This window comes from Kitasatospora sp. NPDC018619 (assembly GCF_044391605.1).
Taxonomy (GTDB): domain Bacteria; phylum Actinomycetota; class Actinomycetes; order Streptomycetales; family Streptomycetaceae; genus Kitasatospora.
Genome location: NZ_JBISAI010000001.1, coordinates 1 through 19,106, shown reverse-complemented (window position 1 = coordinate 19,106; position 19,106 = coordinate 1). Strand labels below are relative to the sequence as shown.

At 77.0% G+C, this 19,106-nt stretch carries 2 protein-coding genes; both read left to right on the top strand.

Features of this window, described 5'->3' with window-relative positions:
• The first annotated feature begins 225 nt into the window (after positions 1-225).
• On the top strand, positions 226-17,070 hold the full coding sequence (locus ACH5AR_RS00010; protein ID WP_396299035.1) for an SDR family NAD(P)-dependent oxidoreductase: 16,845 nt from the start codon (positions 226-228) through the stop codon (positions 17,068-17,070).
• Positions 17,071-17,169: 99 nt separating this feature from the next.
• Positions 17,170-19,106, top strand: a 1,937-nt coding sequence (locus tag ACH5AR_RS00005) for a type I polyketide synthase (RefSeq protein ID WP_396299034.1), incomplete at its 3' end; no start/stop codon positions are given.

The following is a 19,106-nucleotide window of genomic DNA, read 5'->3' as shown; positions in this document are numbered from 1 at the left end:
CTGGGGCAGCGCGGGCGGCCGGGCAACCCCTCAGCGCCCGGCACCCCCGGTTTCCTGCGGTGGGGCCGGGCCGGACAAGGGCCCGTAGGGGAACCGTAGGGGTGCGGCCCCCGGCCGGGGCTGGACGAGACTGCCACGGGATACCGAATGATGCGTCACCCCTACCTGTTCTCCGGGACTTCCGAGCCTCCCGTGCTGTTTCCGCGTGCCCAAGGAGCCGTTGACATGCCGCGTACCGAGCTGATCAGGCCGCTGCCCGAACTGCTGCGCTCCCAGGCCGCGTCGCTCGGCGACAGGGCCGCCTTCCGGGACGGCCGCCGGTCCGTCGGCTACGCCGAGCTGGAGCGCCGGACGGGCCGCCTCGCCGGCCACCTGGCGGCGCTGGGCCTGGAGCGCGGCGGGCGGGTGGCGATCCTCCTGGACGCCGGTGTGGCGGTGGTGGAGGGCTACCTGGCGGCGGTCCGGGCGGCCGGCGTCGCCGTCCCGGTCAACCCGCACTCCAGCGACGAGGAGCTGGCGCACATCCTGGACGACAGCGGCGCGGCCGTGGTCGTCACCGACGCCCACCACCTGGACCAGGTGCTGCGGCTGCGGGCCGAGCGCCCCGGGCTGCTGGTGGTCGTCTCCGGCGCGGCGGCGCCGGACCTGCCGTCGTTCGAGGCGCTGGCCGCCACCGAGCCGCCGGCGCCCGCGCGCGACGACCTCGGCCTGGACGAGACCGCCTTCATGCTCTACACCTCGGGCTCCACCGGCACGCCGAAGGGCGTGCTGTCGACCCAGCGCAGCTGCCTGTGGTCGGTGGCGTCCTGCTACGCGCCGCTGCTCGGGCTCTCCCGGGACGACCTGGTGCTCTGGCCGCTGCCGCTGTTCCACAGCCTGGCGCACATCGTCTGCGTGGTCGGCGTCACCGCGACCGGCGCGACGGCGCACATCATGCCGGGCTTCTCCGCGGACGAGGTGCTGGCCGAGCTGCGCGGCGACGCGTACACCTTCCTGGCCGGCGTGCCCGCCCTCTACCACCACCTGCTGCAGGAGTCCGCCACCGGCCGGGCGGGCCTGCCCGGGCTGCGGGTCTGCCTCTCGACGGGTGCGGTGACCTCGGCCTCGCTGGCCCAGGACTTCGAGGACGCCTTCGGCATCCCGCTGCTGAACAGCTACGGCTCCACCGAGACCTGCGGCGCGATCGCGACCGAGGCTCCGGGTGCCGAGCGGGTCACCGGTTCCTGCGGCCTGCCCGTACCCGGGCTGGAGGTGCGGGTGGTCGACCCGGAGACCGGGATCGACACCGCCCCCGGCGCCGAGGGCGAGGTGTGGGTGCGCGGGCCGAGCCTGATGCAGGGCTACCACAACCGCCCGGAGGCCACCGCCGAGGCGCTGCGGGACGGCTGGTACCGCACCGGCGACCTGGCGCTGCGGGCGCCCGGCGGCCAGCTGACGATCAGCGGGCGGCGCAAGGAGCTGATCATCCGGGGCGGGGAGAACATCCACCCGGGCGAGATCGAGGACGTCGTCCGCTCGGTGCCCGGCGTGCTGGACGTCGCGGTGGCGGGCCGGCCCCACGAGGTGCTCGGCGAGGTGCCGGTGGCGTTCGTGGTCGCAGCGCCGGAGGGCGTCGACGCCGAACTGGTCTTCGCCGCCTGCGCCGAGCAGCTGTCCTGGTACAAGGTGCCGCAGGAGGTGCGGTCGATCGCCGCGGTGCCGCGCACCGCCTCGGGCAAGGTCACCCGGCACCGGCTGCCCGACCTTCCCGGCACGCTGCTCGGCGCCCGGGGCGGGCAGCAGGAGGCGCTGTACCGGACGGACTGGGTGCCGGTGCCCGCCGCACCCGCGCAGCCGGTGCGCGCCGCGCTGCTCGGCCGCCCGGCCGACGCGCCGGAGGGGCTTGGCGGCCTGACGGCCTACCCCGGCCCGGCGGAGCTGGCCGCCGCCGGTGCCGCGCCCGAGGTCGCCTACCTGCCCTGGCCCACCGCCGCCGCACGGCCCGCCCCCGGGGCGGAGCCCGCCGCCGAGCCCCTCGCGGACGCCGCCCGGCGCACCGCTCGCGAGGCCGCCGAGCTGCTGGAGCGCTGGCTCGCCGACGAGCGGCTGCGCGGGACCCGCCTGGTGGTGCTGACCCGCGGCGCGCTGGCCGTGCACCCGGGCGAGGAGGTCCCGGCGCCCGCCCAGGCGCCGGTCTGGGGGCTGCTGCGCGCGGCGCAGGCCGCTCACCCCGGCCGGTTCACCGTGGCCGACCTCGACGGCGAGGCCGCCTCCGCGGCCGCCCTGCCGGCCGCCCTGGCCACCGGCGAGCCGCAGTTCGCCGTCCGCGGCGGGGTGCTGCGGGTGCCCCGCCTGGTGCCGGTGGCCGCGGCGGCCGCCCGGCGCCGCGTCGAGGGCACCGTGCTGGTCACCGGCGCCGACGGGGCGGCCGCCGCCGCGATCGCCCGGCGGCTGGTCGCCGAGCACGGCGTCCGGCACCTGGTGCTGGCCTCCGCCACCCCCGCCACCCCCGGCTCGGCCGCGCTGGCCGCGGAGTTGGGCGGGTCCGGCGCCGAGGTCACCCTGGCCGCCTGCGACGCCGCCGACCGCACGGCCCTCGCCGAGCTGCTGGCCGCCGTCCCCGCCGAGCACCCGCTCGCGGCGGTGGTGCACGCGGCAGGGGACCCCGAACCGGCCGCCGGCGGGCAGGCCGACCGCTGGGTGCGGACCGGTGTCGACGGCGCGGTGGCCCTGCACGAGCTCACCGCCGGGCTCGATCTGACGGCCTTCCTGCTGGTCTCCTCCGCCGGGGCGCTGCGGGGCGCGGACGAGGCCGACCGCGGCGGCTGCGCCGCCTTCCTGGACGCGCTGGCCCAGCACCGCCGGGCGGGCGGCCGGCACGCCGTCTCGCTGGCCTGGGACGCCACCGGGCCGGGCGCGGTGTCCGAGGCCGAGCTGGGCGCGCTGCTGGATGCCGCGCTGGCCGGCACCGACACCCCCGTGGTCGCCACCCGGGACACCGCCGGCGTCCTCTTCCAGGACCCGGCGGACGCCGGGGAGGGCGCGGCGGACACCGCCTTCGCCGCCCGGCTGCGCACGCTGCCCCGGGAGGAGGCCCGGCAGGCGCTGCTCGGCCTGGTGCGGGCCGAGGCGGCCGGCGTGCTCGGCCGGGGCCTGCCGCGGACGATCGCCCCCGAACGGGCCTTCAAGGACCTCGGGATCGACTCCGCCTCGGCCGTACGGCTGCGCAACCGGCTGCGCACCGCGCTCGGTCTGCGCCTCGCCGCGACCGTGGTCTTCGACCACCCCACCCCGGCCCGGCTGACCGCCTTCCTGCTGGCCGGCCTCCTCGACGAGGCACCGCTGCCGGCCGCCCCGGCCCGGTCCGCGGCGGCCGAGGAGGACCCGGTCGCGATCGTCGCGATGAGCTGCCGCTACCCGGGCGGGGCGGTCACCCCGGAGGCCCTGTGGGAGCTGGTGGCCGAGGGCCGGGACGCCGTCTCCGCGTTCCCGACGGACCGCGGCTGGGACACCGGGGCGCTGTTCGGCGGCGCCCCCGGCTCGGCGGGCTCCTCCTCCGTCCGGGAGGGCGGATTCCTGTACGACAGCGCCGAGTTCGACGCCGGGTTCTTCGGGATCAGCCCGCGCGAGGCGCTCGCCATGGACCCGCAGCAGCGGCTGCTGCTGGAGACCTCCTGGGAGGCCCTGGAGCGCGCCGGCATCGACCCGGAGGCGCTGCGCGGCAGCCGCACCGGCGTGTTCACCGGCGTGATGTTCCACGACTACGCCGGCCGGCTGGCCCGGGTGCCCGAGGAGGTGGAGGGCTACCTCGGCACCGGCACCGCGGGCAGCGTCGCCTCCGGCCGGGTGGCGTACACCTTCGGCTTCGAAGGCCCGGCGATCACCGTGGACACCGCCTGCTCCTCCTCGCTGGTGGCCCTGCACCTGGCCGTGGCCGCGCTGCGCCGCGGTGAGTGCGACCTCGCCCTGGCGGGCGGCGTGGCGCTGATGGCCACGCCCGAGGTGTTCGTCGAGTTCAGCCGCCAGCGCGGCCTGGCCGAGGACGGCCGCTGCAAGTCCTTCGCCGCCTCCGCCGACGGCACCGGCTGGGCGGAGGGTGCGGGCGTGCTGCTGGTCGAGCGGCTCTCCGACGCCCGCCGCAACGGGCACCCGGTGCTCGCCGTGGTCCGCGGCACGGCGGTGAACCAGGACGGCGCCTCCAACGGGCTGACCGCCCCGAGCGGCCCGGCACAGGAGCGGGTGATCCGCGAGGCGCTGGCCGCCGCCGGCCTCGGCTCCGCCGACGTGGACGCCGTCGAGGCGCACGGCACCGGCACCCGCCTGGGCGACCCCATCGAGGCCAACGCCCTGCTCGCCACCTACGGCCAGGACCGCGAACTCCCGCTGCTGCTCGGCTCGCTGAAGTCCAACATCGGCCACGCCCAGGCCGCCGCCGGCGTCGGCGGCATCATCAAGATGGTGCTCGCCATGCGGCACGGCGTCCTCCCCCGCACCCTGCACGTCGACGAGCCCACCCCGCACGTGGACTGGACGGCCGGCGCGGTCGAACTCCTCACCGAACAGCGGGCATGGCCCGAGACCGGCCGCCCGCGCCGGGCCGGCGTCTCCTCCTTCGGCGTCAGCGGCACCAACGCCCACGTCATCATCGAGCAGGCGGAGCCGGAGCCGGCCCCGTCGGACGAGCCGGACGCGCACGGGGTGCTGCCGCTGCTGCTCTCCGCCAAGTCCCCGGAGGCCCTGCGGGCCCAGGCCGCGCGGCTCCTGGCCTCCGAGGCCGCCCCGGCCGACCTCGCCCACTCGCTCGCGACCACCCGCTCGCTGTTCAACCACCGTGCGGTGGTGCTCGGTTCGGACCGCGCCGAACTGGACGCGGGCCTGCGGGCCCTCGCCGAGGGGGCCGAGAGCCCCGCCCTGGTGACCGGCACGGCGGAGGTGACCGGCAGGACGGTCTTCGTCTTCCCCGGCCAGGGCTCCCAGTGGGCCGGCATGGCCGTCGAACTCCTCGACACCGAACCGGTCTTCGCCCAGCGCATCACCGAATGCGCCGACGCCCTCGCCGAGTTCACCGACTGGAACCTGACCGACGTCCTCCGAGGCACCGACGGCGCCCCCGGCTACGACCGCGTCGACGTCGTCCAACCCGCCCTGTGGGCCGTCATGGTCTCCCTCGCCGCCCTCTGGCAGGCCCACGGCGTCCACCCCGACGCCGTCATCGGCCACTCCCAGGGCGAGATCGCCGCCGCCACCGTCGCCGGCGCCCTCACCCTCCACGACGCCGCCCGCATCGTCGCCCTGCGCTCCCAGGCCATCACCGCCATCGCCGGCCACGGCGGCATGGTGTCGCTGCCCCTGTCCGCCGAGGACGCGCTCGCCACCCTCGCGCCGTGGGCCGGCCGGATCTCCGTCGCCGCCGTCAACGGCCCCGCCTCGGCCGTCGTCGCCGGAGACGCCGACGCCCTGGACGAACTGCTGGAGCGCTGCACCGCCGAGGGCGTCCAGGCCCGCAGGATCAACGTCGACTACGCCTCCCACTCGGCCCATGTCGAGGCGCTGGAAGCCGAGCTGCTCGACCTGCTCGCCCCCGTCACCCCCCGCCCCGCCGCCACCCCGTTCTGGTCCACCGTCGACAGCCAGTGGCTGGACACCACGACGATGGACGCCGCCTACTGGTACCGCAACCTGCGCCAGACCGTCCGCCTCGCCGACGCCACCCGCCGCCTCGCCGACGAAGGCCACGACCTCTTCATCGAGATCAGCCCCCACCCCGTCCTCACCGGCGCCATCCAGGACACCCTCCACCACACCACCGCCCACACCCTCGGCACCCTGCGCCGCGACCACGGCACCACCCACCGCTTCCTCACCTCCCTCGCCGAAGCCCACGTCCACGGCACCCCCGTCGACTGGAGCCCCCGCACCACCGCCGGCCGCCGCACCGACCTGCCCACCTACCCCTTCCAGCGCACCCGCTACTGGCTGGAGGCCGCCGCCGGCGCTTCGGACGTGACCGCCGTCGGCCTGGCCGCGGCCGACCACCCGATGCTCGGCGCGGCCGTCCCGCTCGCCGACGGCCGCGGCCACCTGCTCACCGGCCTGGTCTCGCGCACCACCCACCCCTGGCTGGCCGACCACACCGTCATGGGCACCACCCTGCTGCCGGGCACCGCCATGGTGGACCTGGCCGTCCGGGCCGGCGACGAGGTCGGCTGCGGCCGCCTCGACGAACTCACCCTGGAGGCCCCGCTGGTGCTGCCCGAGCAGGGCGCCGTCCAGGTCCAGGTGGTGGTCGGCGAGCCGGACGCCTCGGGCGCGCGGCCGGTCGGCCTGCACTCCCGGCCGCAGGACGCCGCGGCGTCCCGGCCGTGGACCCGGCACGCCGTCGGCACCCTCTCCCCCGCCGCTGCGGCCGCCCCCGCGGACCTCACCCAGTGGCCCCCGGCCGGCGCCGAACCGCTGCCGGTCGAGGACCTGTACGAGCGGCTGCCCGCCGGGTACGGCCCGGCCTTCCAGGGCGTGCGCGCGGCCTGGCGGCGCGGCGAGGAGGTGTTCAGCGAGGTCGTGCTGCCCGAGGAGGCCGCCGACCGCTCGGCCCGCTACGGGCTGCACCCGGCGCTGCTGGACGCCGCCCTGCACGCCATGGACCTCGGCGCCGTCCGGCACCGCGAGGAGTCCGCGGAGGGCCACCTGGCGTTCGCGTGGAGCGGCGTGACGCTGCACGCCGCCGGCGCGACGGCGCTGCGCGTCCGGCTCTCCCCGGCCGGCCCGGACTCCGTCGCCCTGGAGGCCTCCGACGAGCACGGCGTGCCCGTGGTCTCGGTGGAGGGACTGGCCGTCCGGCCGGTCTCGGCCGAGCAGCTGCGCGCAGTGCGCACCGCGCCCGACGGCGACTCGCTGTTCCGCGTCGACTGGACGGACCTGCCCGGGACCGCCCCCGTCACCGGCCGCTACGCCCTGGTCGGCGAGGACGCGCTCGGCCTGGCCGCCGGGCTCACCGCGGCCGGCAGCACGGTGGACGGGCACGCCGACCTGGCCGCGCTCGCCGCCGCCGACGGCCGCGTCCCCGGCACCGTCCTGCTGCCCCTCGCGCCGGGCGCGGGGCAGGAGCCGGTCCCCGCCGTACGGGCGGCCGCCCACGCGCTGCTGGGCCTGCTCCGGCAGTGGCTGGCCGAGGAGCGCTTCGCCGAGAGCCGGCTGGTCGTGCTGACCAGGGGCGCGGTGGCCGACGACGGCCTGCCGGACCTGGTGACCGCCCCGCTGTGGGGCCTGGTCCGCTCCGCGCAGTCCGAGCACCCGGACCGCATCGTCCTCGTCGACCTGGACGCCCAGGACGCCTCCTACCGCGCCCTGCCCGCGGCCCTGGCCGGCGACGAGCCGCAGCTGCTGGTGCGGGCCGGCGCCGTCCGGGCGGCCCGGCTGGCCCGGGTGCGGCCCGCCGGGGAGGGCGCCCCGGCGCTCGACCCGAACGGGACCGCGCTGGTCACCGGCGCCACCGGCGGCCTCGGCGCGCTGGCCGCCCGCCACCTGGTCACCGCGCACGGCGTCCGGCGCCTGCTGCTGACCAGCCGCAGCGGCCCCGACGCCCCCGGCGCGGCCGAACTCCTCGCCGACCTGCGCGAGGCGGGCGCCGAGGCCACCCTGGCCGCCTGCGACGTCGCCGACCGCGCCCAGCTCGCCGCCCTGCTCGCCACCGTCCCCGCCGAGCACCCGCTCACCGCCGTCGTGCACACCGCCGGCGTGGTCGACGACGGCGTGATCGAGACGCTCACCGACGCGCAGTTCGACCGGGTGCTCGCGCCCAAGCTCGACGGCGCGCTCAACCTCGCCGAGCTCACCCGCGACGCCGACCTGGCCGCCTTCGTGCTGTACTCCTCCGCCGCCGCCGTGTTCGGGGCCGGCGGGCAGGCCAACTACGCCGCCGCCAACGCCTTCCTGGACGCCTACGCGCGGCACCTGCGCGCCGAGGGCCGGCCGGCCGTCTCGCTGGCCTGGGGCCTGTGGGCGGAGCGCGCCGGCATGGGCGGCCGCCTCACCGGCACCGACCTGCGCCGGATGGCCGGCGTCGGCACCGCGGCGCTCGCCGCCGAGGAGGGCCTGGCGCTGCTGGACGCCGCCCGCGCGGTCGGCGAGCCGGCCCTGATGCCCGTCCGGCTCGACCTGGCCGCCGTACGCGCCCGGACGGAGGCCGTCCACCCGCTGCTGCGCGGCCTGGTCCGCACCCGCTCCGGCCGGCGGCGCCCGGCCGAGGGCGGCGGCTCGGCGCTCGCCGGGCGGCTGGCCGCGCTGACCGGGCCCGAGTGCGACCGGGAGCTGCTCGACCTGGTCCGCGCGACCGCCGGCACCGTGCTCGGGTACCCGGCCGGCACCGCCGTGGACCCCGAACGGACCTTCAAGGAACTGGGCTTCGACTCCCTCACCGCGGTCGAGCTGCGCAACCGCCTGCACGGCTCGACCGGGCTGCGGCTGCCCGCCACCCTGATCTTCAACTACCCGACCGCGAAGGCGCTGGCCGGCCACCTGCGCGAGCAGCTGCTCGGCGACCGGCTGCCCGCCGCCGGACCGGTCGCACCCGCCCCGACGGCCCCGGACGACGACCCGGTCGTGATCGTCGGCATGGGCTGCCGCTTCCCCGGCGGGGTCCGCACCCCGGAGGAGCTGTGGGAGCTGGTCCTCGCCGGGCGCGACGCGGTCGGCGCCCTGCCGACCGACCGCGGCTGGGACCTCGACGGGCTCTACGACCCCGACCCCGACCGGGTCGGCACCTCGTACACCCGCGAGGGCGGCTTCCTGTACGACGTCGCCGACTTCGACGCGGCGTTCTTCGGGATCAGCCCGCGCGAGGCGCACGCCATGGACCCGCAGCAGCGGCTGCTGCTGGAGACCTCCTGGGAGGCCTTCGAGCGGGCCGGGATCGACCCGGTGTCCGTCCGGGGCGGGCAGGTCGGCGTGTTCGTCGGCACCCACGGCCAGGACTACGCCGCCCTGCTGGCCGCCGCCCCGCCCGGCAACGAGGGGTACCTGGTCACCGGCAACGCGGCCAGCGTGGTCTCCGGCCGGATCTCCTACACGCTCGGCCTGGAAGGGCCGGCCGTGACCGTCGACACCGCCTGCTCCTCCTCCCTGGTCGCCCTGCACCTCGCCGTCCAGGCGCTGCGCGCCGGCGAGTGCTCGATGGCGCTCGCGGCCGGGGCCGCGGTGATGGCCACCCCCGAGGGGCTGGTGGCGTTCAGCCGCCAGCGCGGCCTGGCCGAGGACGGGCGCTGCAAGGCCTTCGCGGCCGCCGCCGACGGCTTCGGCATGGCCGAGGGCGTGGGCGTGCTGCTGGTCGAGCGGCTCTCCGACGCCCGCCGCAACGGGCACCCGGTGCTGGCGGTCGTCCGGTCCACCGCGATCAACCAGGACGGCGCCTCCAACGGCCTCACCGCGCCGAACGGCCCCTCCCAGGAGCGGGTGATCCGCCAGGCCCTCGCCGCCGCGGGCCTCGGCTCCGCCGACGTGGACGCCGTCGAGGCGCACGGCACCGGCACCCGCCTGGGCGACCCGATCGAGGCCAACGCCCTGCTCGCCACCTACGGCCAGGACCGCGAACTCCCGCTGCTGCTGGGCTCGGTGAAGTCCAACCTGGGCCACACCCAGAGCGCGGCCGGCGCCGCTGGCATCATCAAGATGGTGCTGGCGATGCGGCACGGGGTACTGCCCCGCACCCTGCACGTGGACGCCCCCACGCCCGAGGTGGACTGGTCGGCGGGCGCGGTGGAGCTGCTGACCGAGGAGCGGGCATGGCCCGAGACCGGCCGCCCGCGCCGGGCCGGCGTCTCCTCCTTCGGCGTCAGCGGCACCAACGCCCACGTCATCCTCGAACAGCCCGCCGCGGAAGAAGCCGTGACGGACGAGGCGCCGGCACCCGGCGTGCTGCCGCTGCTGCTCTCCGCCAAGTCCCCGCAGGCCCTGCGGGCCCAGGCCGCCCGGCTCCTGGCCTCCGAGGCCGCCCCGGCCGACCTCGCCCACTCGCTCGCGACCACCCGCTCACTGTTCAACCACCGCGCGGTGGTGCTCGGTTCGGACCGCACCGAACTGGACGCGGGCCTGCGGGCCCTCGCCGAGGGCGCCGAGAGCCCCGCCCTGGTGACCGGCACGGCGGAGGTGACCGGCAGGACGGTCTTCGTCTTCCCCGGCCAGGGCTCCCAGTGGGCCGGCATGGCCGTCGAACTCCTCGACACCGAACCGGTCTTCGCCCAGCGCATCACCGAATGCGCCGACGCGCTGGCCGAGTTCACCGACTGGAACCTGACCGACGTCCTGCGCGGCACCGACGGCGCCCCCGGCTACGACCGCGTCGACGTCGTCCAACCCGCCCTGTGGGCCGTCATGGTCTCCCTCGCCGCCCTCTGGCAGGCCCACGGCGTCCACCCCGACGCCGTCATCGGCCACTCCCAGGGCGAGATCGCCGCCGCCACCGTCGCCGGCGCCCTCACCCTCCACGACGCCGCCCGCGTCGTCGCCCTGCGCTCCCAGGCCATCACCGCCATCGCCGGCCACGGCGGCATGGTCTCCATCGCCCAACCCGCCGAACACATCGACCTCACCCCCTGGCACGACCGCATCTCCGTCGCCGCCGTCAACGGCCCCGCCTCCACCGTCGTCGCCGGAGACACCGACGCCCTCGACGAACTCCTCGAACAGCTCACCGCCGACGGCATCCGCGCCCGCCGCGTCCCCGTCGACTACGCCTCCCACTCCGCCCACGTCGAGGCGCTGCAAGACGAACTGCTCGACCTGCTCGCCCCCGTCACCCCCCGCCCCGCCGCCACCCCGTTCTGGTCCACCGTCGACAGCCAGTGGCTGGACACCACGACGATGGACGCCGCCTACTGGTACCGCAACCTGCGCCAGACCGTCCGCCTCGCCGACGCCACCCGCCGCCTCGCCGACGAAGGCCACGACCTCTTCATCGAGATCAGCCCCCACCCCGTCCTCACCGGCGCCATCCAGGACACCCTCCACCACACCACCGCCCACACCCTCGGCACCCTGCGCCGCGACCACGGCACCACCCACCGCTTCCTCACCTCCCTCGCCGAAGCCCACGTCCTCGGCGCCCCCGCCGACTTCACCCCCCTCCTCACCGGCGGCCACCGCACCGACCTGCCCACCTACCCCTTCCAGCGCACCCGCTACTGGTTGGACACCGTGGCCGGTTCGGGCGCCGTCACCACGGCGGGCCTCACCGCCCCCGAACACCCCCTGCTCGGCGCGGCCGTCCCGCTCGCCGACGGCCACGGCCACCTGCTCACCGGGCTGCTCTCCCGGCACAGCACGCCGTGGCTCGCCGACCACACCGTCATGGGCAACACCCTGCTGCCCGGCACGGCGTTCCTGGAGCTGGCCGTCCGGGCCGGCGACGAGGTGGGCTGCGGCCGCCTCGACGAACTCACCCTGGAGGCCCCGCTGGTGCTGCCCGAGCGCGGCGGCGTCCGGCTCCAGGTCCTGGTCGGCGCGGAGCAGGACGGCGTGCGGCCGCTGCGGATCGACTCCCGGCCGGCCGACGCCGCCGAGGACGAGCCGTGGACCCGGCACGCCTCGGGCACGCTCGCCTCGGCGGCCGGAGACGAACCCGCCGCCGACCTCACCGCCTGGCCGCCGGCCGGTGCGACCCCGCTGGACGTCACCGACGCCTACCAGCGGCTCGCCGAGGCCGGAGTGGACTACGGCCCGGCCTTCCAGGGCCTGCGGGCCGCCTGGCTCCACGGCGACGAGGTCTTCGCCGAGGTCGCCCTGCCCGCCTCCGAGCAGACCGCGGCCGCCCGGTACGGGCTGCACCCGGCGCTCCTGGACGCCGCCCTGCACGCCATGGGCCTGGTGCCCGACGCCGACCAGGGCAGGCTCGCCTTCTCCTGGGGCGGGATCCGGCTGCACGCGAGCGGCGCGACCGCGCTGCGCGTCCGGCTGGCCCGCACCGCCCCGGAGACCCTCTCGCTGACCGTGGCGGACCTCGCCGGCGCGCCGGTCGCCTCGGTGGACTCGCTGCTGCTGCGGCCCGTCTCCGCCGAGCAGCTGCGCACCACCGACCGGGCCGTGCGCGAGTCGCTGCTGCGGGTCGAGTGGCTGCCGGTACCGGCCGGTCCGCCGGCCGACCGCTCCTGGGCCCTCCTCGGCACGGACAGCGCGGACGGTACGGACGGTACGGACTGCCTGGCCGCCCTGGCCGAGCTGGGCTCGGCGGTGGACGCCGGCGCGGCCGTGCCCGAGGTGGTCGCGGTCGAACTCCCCCGGTACGACGGGCCCGACACCACGGACGAGCTGGCCGCAGCGGTGGCCCGGACGGCCGAGCGGGTGCTGCGCCTGGTCCAGGAGTGGCTGGTGGACCGGCGGTTCACCGAGTCCCGCCTCGCCGTGCTGACCCGCGGCGCGGTCGCGGTCGAGGAGGACGGCGCGCCCGACCCGGTGCTGGCCGCCGTCTGGGGCCTGGTCCGCTCCGCGCAGTCGGAGAACCCGCAGCGGCTCCTGCTGGTCGACCACGACGGCGGCGAACTGCCCTCGGCCGCGCTGCCGGTGGACACCGAGCCGCAGCTGGCCGTGCGCCGGGGCGCCCTGCTGGCGCCGCGCCTGGCCAAGGCGCCGGACGCCGCCGGGGAGCCGCGCACGCTGGACGTCTCCGGCACGGTCCTGGTCACCGGCGCGATCGGCGGCCTCGGCGAGCTGACCGCCCGCCACCTGGTCGCCGCGCACGGCGCACGGCACCTGCTGCTGACCAGCCGCCGCGGCCCGCAGGCCGAGGGCGCCGCCGAACTCCTCGCCGACCTGCGCGAGGCGGGCGTCGAGGCCACCCTGGCCGCCTGCGACGTGGCCGACCGCGCCCAGCTCGCCGCCCTGCTCGCCACCGTCCCCGCCGAGCACCCGCTCACCGCCGTCGTGCACACCGCCGGCGTGGTCGACGACGGCACGGTGCTCTCGCTCTCCCCCGCGCAGTTCGACCGGGTGCTCGCCCCCAAGGTCACCGGCGCGCTCAACCTGCACGAACTGGCCGGGGACACCGCCGACTTCGTCCTCTTCTCGGCCGCCGCCGGCGTGCTCGGCAACCCCGGCCAGGCCAACTACGCCGCCGCCAACTCCTTCCTGGACGCCCTGGCCCGGCGCCGGCGCGCCCAGGGCCGGCCGGCCCTCGCGCTGGCCTGGGGCCTGTGGCAGGAGCGGTCCGGCATGGCCGGGCGCCTCGACGACGCCGACCTGAAGCGCATCGTGCGCGGCGGTGCGGTGCCGATGAGCGCCGGGACCGGACTGGCCCTGTTCGACGCGGCCGTGGCCTCGGGCGAGACGGTGCTGGTGCCGATCCAGCTGGACCGCTCGCAGCTGCGCGGCCGAGCCGCCGAGGTCCCCGCGCTGCTGCGCGGCCTGGCCTCCGGCGGACCGGCCCGCCGCACCGCCGGGGCGGCCGGCCCCGCTGCGGCGGGCGGCCTGGCCGAGCGCCTGGCCGGGCTCTCCGGCGAGGACCGCCGGCGGACCGTGCTCGACCTGGTCCGCGGCCACGTCGCCGCGGTGCTCGGCCACGGGTCGGGCGACGCGGTGGAGGAGGAGAAGGCCCTCAAGGAGCTGGGATTCGACTCGCTGACGGCGGTCGAGCTGCGCAACCGGCTCAACTCCGCGACCGGGCTGCGCCTCCCGGCCACCCTGGTGTTCAACCACCCGACGCCGCGCGCGCTCGCCGCGCACCTGCTCGTCGAACTGCTCGGCGCCGACGCGGACGCCGCCGCCCCGGCGGCGGTGGCCGCCGTGGCCGATCCCGAGGAGCCGATCGCGATCGTCGCGATGAGCTGCCGCTTCCCCGGCGGCATCGCCACCCCGGAGGCACTCTGGGAGGTGCTGGCCGAGGGCGGCTCGGTGCTCTCGGACTTCCCGACCGACCGCGGCTGGGACCTGGAGGGCATCTACCACCCCGAGCCGGGCACCCCGGGCCGCACCTACACCCGGACCGGCGGCTTCCTGACCGACGTGGCCGGCTTCGACCCGGCGTTCTTCGGCATCAACCACCGCGAGGCCCTCGCCATGGACCCGCAGCAGCGGCTGCTGCTGGAGACCTCCTGGGAGGCCGTGGAGCGGGCCGGGATCGACCCGCTCGGCCTGCGCGGCAGCCGGACGGGCGTGTACGCCGGCATGGTCTACCACGACTACGCGACCTGGGTGCGGGACGTCCCCGAGGAGGTGGACGGCTACCTGGGCAACGGCAGCGCGGCCAGCGTGGCCACCGGCCGGGTGGCGTACGCGCTGGGCCTGGAGGGCCCGGCCGTCACCGTGGACACCGCCTGCTCCTCATCGCTGGTGGCCCTGCACTTCGCGGCGGCCGCGCTGCGCCGCGGCGAGTGCGACCTCGCGCTGGCCGGCGGCGTGACGGTGATGTCCACGCCGAAGCTGCTGATCGAGTTCGCCCGCCAGCGGGGCCTCGCCGAGGACGGCCGCTGCAAGGCCTTCGCGGCAGGCGCCGACGGCACCGGGTTCTCCGAAGGCATCGGCATGCTGCTGGTCGAGCGGCTCTCCGACGCGCGGCGCAACGGGCACCCGGTGCTCGCGGTGCTGCGCGGCAGCGCCGTCAACCAGGACGGCGCCTCCAACGGGCTGACCGCCCCCAACGGCACCGCCCAGGAGCGCGTCATCCGGCAGGCGCTGGCCGCCGCCGGGCTCGCCCCGGGCGAGGTGGACGTGGTGGAGGCGCACGGCACCGGCACCCGGCTGGGCGACCCGATCGAGGCCCAGGCGCTGCTGGCCACCTACGGCCAGGACCGCGAACTGCCGCTGCTGCTCGGTTCGGTGAAGTCCAACCTCGGCCACACCCAGGCCGCGGCGGGCGTCGCCGGCGTGATCAAGACGGTGCTCGCCATGCGGCACGGCGTCCTGCCCGGCACCCTGCACGTGGACGAGCCCTCGCCGCACGTGGACTGGACGGCCGGCGCGGTGGAACTCGCCACCGGGACGCGGGCGTGGCCCGAGACCGGCCGCCCGCGCCGGGCCGGCGTCTCCTCCTTCGGCATCAGCGGCACCAACGCCCACCTCGTGCTGGAGCAGGGGGACCCGGCGCCGACCGCCCCCGAGCGGGCCCCCGAGGCCCCGGCCGTCCGGCCGTTGCTGCTCTCCGGCCGCTCGGAGGAGGCCCTGCGCGGCCAGGCGGAACGCCTGCTGGCGCTGGTCGAGGAGCAGCCGCTGCTGCACCCGGCCGACCTCGGGCTGTCCCTGGCCACCACGCGCTCGCAGTTCGCGCACCGGGGGGCCGTGGTCGCAGCGGACCGCGAGGGCCTGCTGACCGGGCTGCGTGCCCTGGCCACCGGGGCGCCGCAGGCGGCCGGGGTGCTGCGGGGGGTGGCGGCCTCCGGCCGGACCGCCTTCCTGTTCACCGGCCAGGGCGCCCAGCGCGCCGGCATGGGCGGCGAACTGTACCGGCGGTACCCGGTGTTCGCCGCGGCCTTCGACGCCGTCTGCGCGGAACTGGACCGCCACCTGGAGCGGCCACTGGCCGAGGTGATCACCGAGGGCGGCGAGCTGCTGGACCGCACCGGCTGGACCCAACCCGCCCTGTTCGCCCTCGAAGTCGCCCTCTACCGCCTCGTCGAATCCTGGGGCGTACGCCCGCACTTCCTCGCCGGACACTCCATCGGCGAGATCGCCGCCGCCCACGCCGCCGGCGTCCTCGACCTCCCCGACGCCGCCCGACTGATCACCACCCGCGCCCGCCTGATGGAACAACTCCCCACCGGCGGAACCATGGTGGCCCTGCGCGCCACCGAGGCCGACGTCCTGCCCCTGCTCACCGAACGCGTCTCCGTCGCCGCCGTCAACAGCCCCACCTCCCTCGTCATCGCCGGCCACACCGACGACGTCCGCACCATCGCCGAGAAGTTCGACAAGACCCGCGAACTACGCGTCAGCCACGCCTTCCACTCCCCCCTCATGGAACCCGTGCTCGACGAGTTCCGCACCACCCTCACCGAACTCACCTTCCACACCCCCACCATCCCCATCGTCTCCACCCTCACCGGCAAACCCGCCACCACCGACGAACTCACCGACCCCGACTACTGGACCCGCCACGCCCGCCACACCGTCCGCTTCCACGACGCCCTGGCCGCGCTGCTGGCGGAGGGTGTCACCACCTTCCTGGAACTCGGCCCCGACGGTGTGCTCACCGCCCTGGGACAGGAGTGCCTGGACGCCGCACGGGCCGGCGGCCGGGCGGCCCTGGTCGCCGCGCAGCGCCGGGACCGCTCCGAGGAGTTCGGCCTGGTGTCCGCCCTGGCCGCACTGCACCTGCACGGCGTGCCGGTGGACTGGAGGGCGTTCCACGCGGACGGCCGCACGGTCGACCTGCCCACCTACGCCTTCCAGCGCCGCCGGTACTGGCTGGACGCCGTCCAGCCGAAGGCCGGTGCCGAGGCGGCGGCCCCGCTGGACGCGTCCTTCTGGGCGGCCGTCGAGCAGCAGGACGAGGCCTCGCTGGCGGCCGTCCTGCGGCCGGACGGTGGCGGTGAGCTCCCGGCCGAGCTGCGGGCCGCACTGCCGCTGCTCGCCGCCTGGCGGCGCGCCGCCCGGGAGGACGCCCCCGCGCCGCGGCCGGGCGCCGCGCCGGGCGACGCCCCGGCCGACGGGGAGCGGCCGGACCGGTCCGCCGGGCTGCGCGAGCGGCTCGCCGGCCTCACCGAGCCGGAGCGCGACGAGCTGCTGCTGGAGCTGGTCGAGGAGTGCGCCGCCGGGGTGCTCGGCGGGGCGCCGTCGACCGGCCTGGACCCGGAGGGCGGCTTCCTGGAGCAGGGCTTCGACTCCCTGACCGCCGTCGAGCTGCGCAAGCTGCTCACCGAGGCGACCGGTCTGCGCCTGAGCAGCACGCTGATCTTCGACTACCCGACCCCGGCCGTCCTCGCCAAGCAGCTGCGCACCGCGCTGGACCCGCGGCTGCCGGGCGACGGAGGGCCCGTACCGGACGGCGCCGCCCAGGACGGCGCTCCCCAGGACGGCGCCGTCGCGGCGGTCGGGACGGCCGAGGCGGTCGGCGACGAGCTGATCGACGGCATGGATCTGGCCGAGCTGCTCCGCCTGGCCCGCGACAACTAGGGACACGCCCCGGACGGTCCGCGCCCTGCCCGCACCGGGCACGGCGCGGATCGTCGGCCGTCCCCCCACCTGAGCCCGATGCCCGATGTACGGAGATTTGTGATGAACGCAGCACCCCAGGAAGTCGTCGCGGCGCTCCGGGATTCCCTCAAGGAGATCCAGCGGCTGCGCCGGGAGAACCGGCAGCTGGTCGACGCCGGCCGGGAGCCGATCGCCATCGTCGGCATGGCCTGCCGCTACCCGGGCGAGGTCACCTCGCCCGAGGAGCTGTGGCAGCTCGTCGCCGGGGGCGTGGACGCGATATCCGGCTTCCCGGTGAACCGGGGCTGGGACATCGAGGCGCTGTACGACCCGGACCCGGACAGGCCGGGCACCAGCTACGTGCGCGAGGGCGGCTTCCTGCACCGGGCGGACGAGTTCGATCCGGCGTTCTTCGGGATCAGCCCGCGCGAGGCGCTGGCGATGGACCCGCAGCAGCGGCTGCTGCTGGAGACCTCCTGGGAGGCCTTCGAGCGGGCCGGGATCGCGCCGACCGCGGTGCGCGGCAGCCGGGTCGGGGTGTTCGCCGGCATCGCCACCGCGGACTACGCGGCCCGCTTCCAGTCCGTCCCCGAGGAGGTGGAGGGCTACCTGGGCAACGGCAGCGCCGGCAGCGTGGCCTCCGGCCGGGTGGCGTACGCGCTGGGCCTGGAGGGCCCGGCCGTCACCGTGGACACCGCCTGCTCCTCCTCGCTGGTCGCCCTGCACCTGGCGGCCCAGGCGCTGCGCTCCGGCGAGTGCTCGCTGGCCCTGGCGGGCGGCGTCACGGTGCTCTCGACCCCGGCCGGGTTCGTGGAGTTCAGCCGCCAGCGCGGGCTCGCGCCGGACGGCCGCTGCAAGTCCTTCGCCGCCGCCGCGGACGGCACGGCCTGGGGCGAGGGCGTGGGCATGCTGCTGCTGGAGCGGCTCTCCGACGCCCGCCGCAACGGGCACCCGGTGCTGGCGCTCGTCCGCGGCTCGGGCATCAACCAGGACGGGGCGAGCAGCGGGCTCACCGCGCCCAACGGCCCCGCCCAGCAGCGGGTGATCCGGCAGGCGCTGGAGAGCGCCGGGCTGTCGGCGGCCGAGGTGGACGTGGTGGAGGCGCACGGCACCGGCACCACCCTGGGCGACCCGATCGAGGCCCAGGCACTGCTGGCCACCTACGGCCAGGACCGCGAACTGCCCTTGCTGCTAGGCTCGTTGAAGTCCAACATCGGCCACACCCAGGCCGCCGCCGGCGTCGGCGGCATCATCAAGATGGTCGAGGCGATGCGCCGGGGCACCGTCCCGCGCACCCTGCACGTGGACGCCCCGACGCCCGAGGTGGACTGGACGGCCGGATCGGTCGAGCTGGTCACCGAGGAGCGGGCGTGGCCCGTAACCGGCCGCCCGCGCCGGGCCGGCGTCTCCTCCTTCGGCGTCAGCGGCACCAACGCCCACGTCATCGTCGAGCAGGCGCCGGATGAGCCGGCCGGGACGACCGACGCCCCGGCCGGGGCAGCGCCCGCGCTCGTCCCGCACCTGCTGTCGGCGAAGACCGTCCCCGCGCTGCGCGAGCAGGCCGCCCGGCTGCGCGCCCGGCTGGACGCGGACCCGGGGCTGGACCTCACCGACCTGGCCTACTCGCTGGCCACCGGCCGCGCGCAGTTCGCCCACCGGGCCGCCGTGGTCGCCGCGGACCGCACCGAACTCGCCGCCGGACTGGCCGCCCTGGCCGAGGGCGAGGGGATCACCGGGACGGCCTCCGGCCGGACCGCCTTCCTGTTCACCGGCCAGGGCGCCCAGCGCGCCGGCATGGGCGGCGAACTGTACCGGCGGTACCCGGTGTTCGCCGCGGCCTTCGACGCCGTCTGCGCGGAACTGGACCGCCACCTGGAGCGGCCACTGGCCGAGGTGATCACCGAGGGCGGCGAGCTGCTCGACCGCACCGGCTGGACCCAACCCGCCCTGTTCGCCCTCGAAGTCGCCCTCTACCGCCTCGTCGAATCCTGGGGCGTACGCCCGCACTTCCTCGC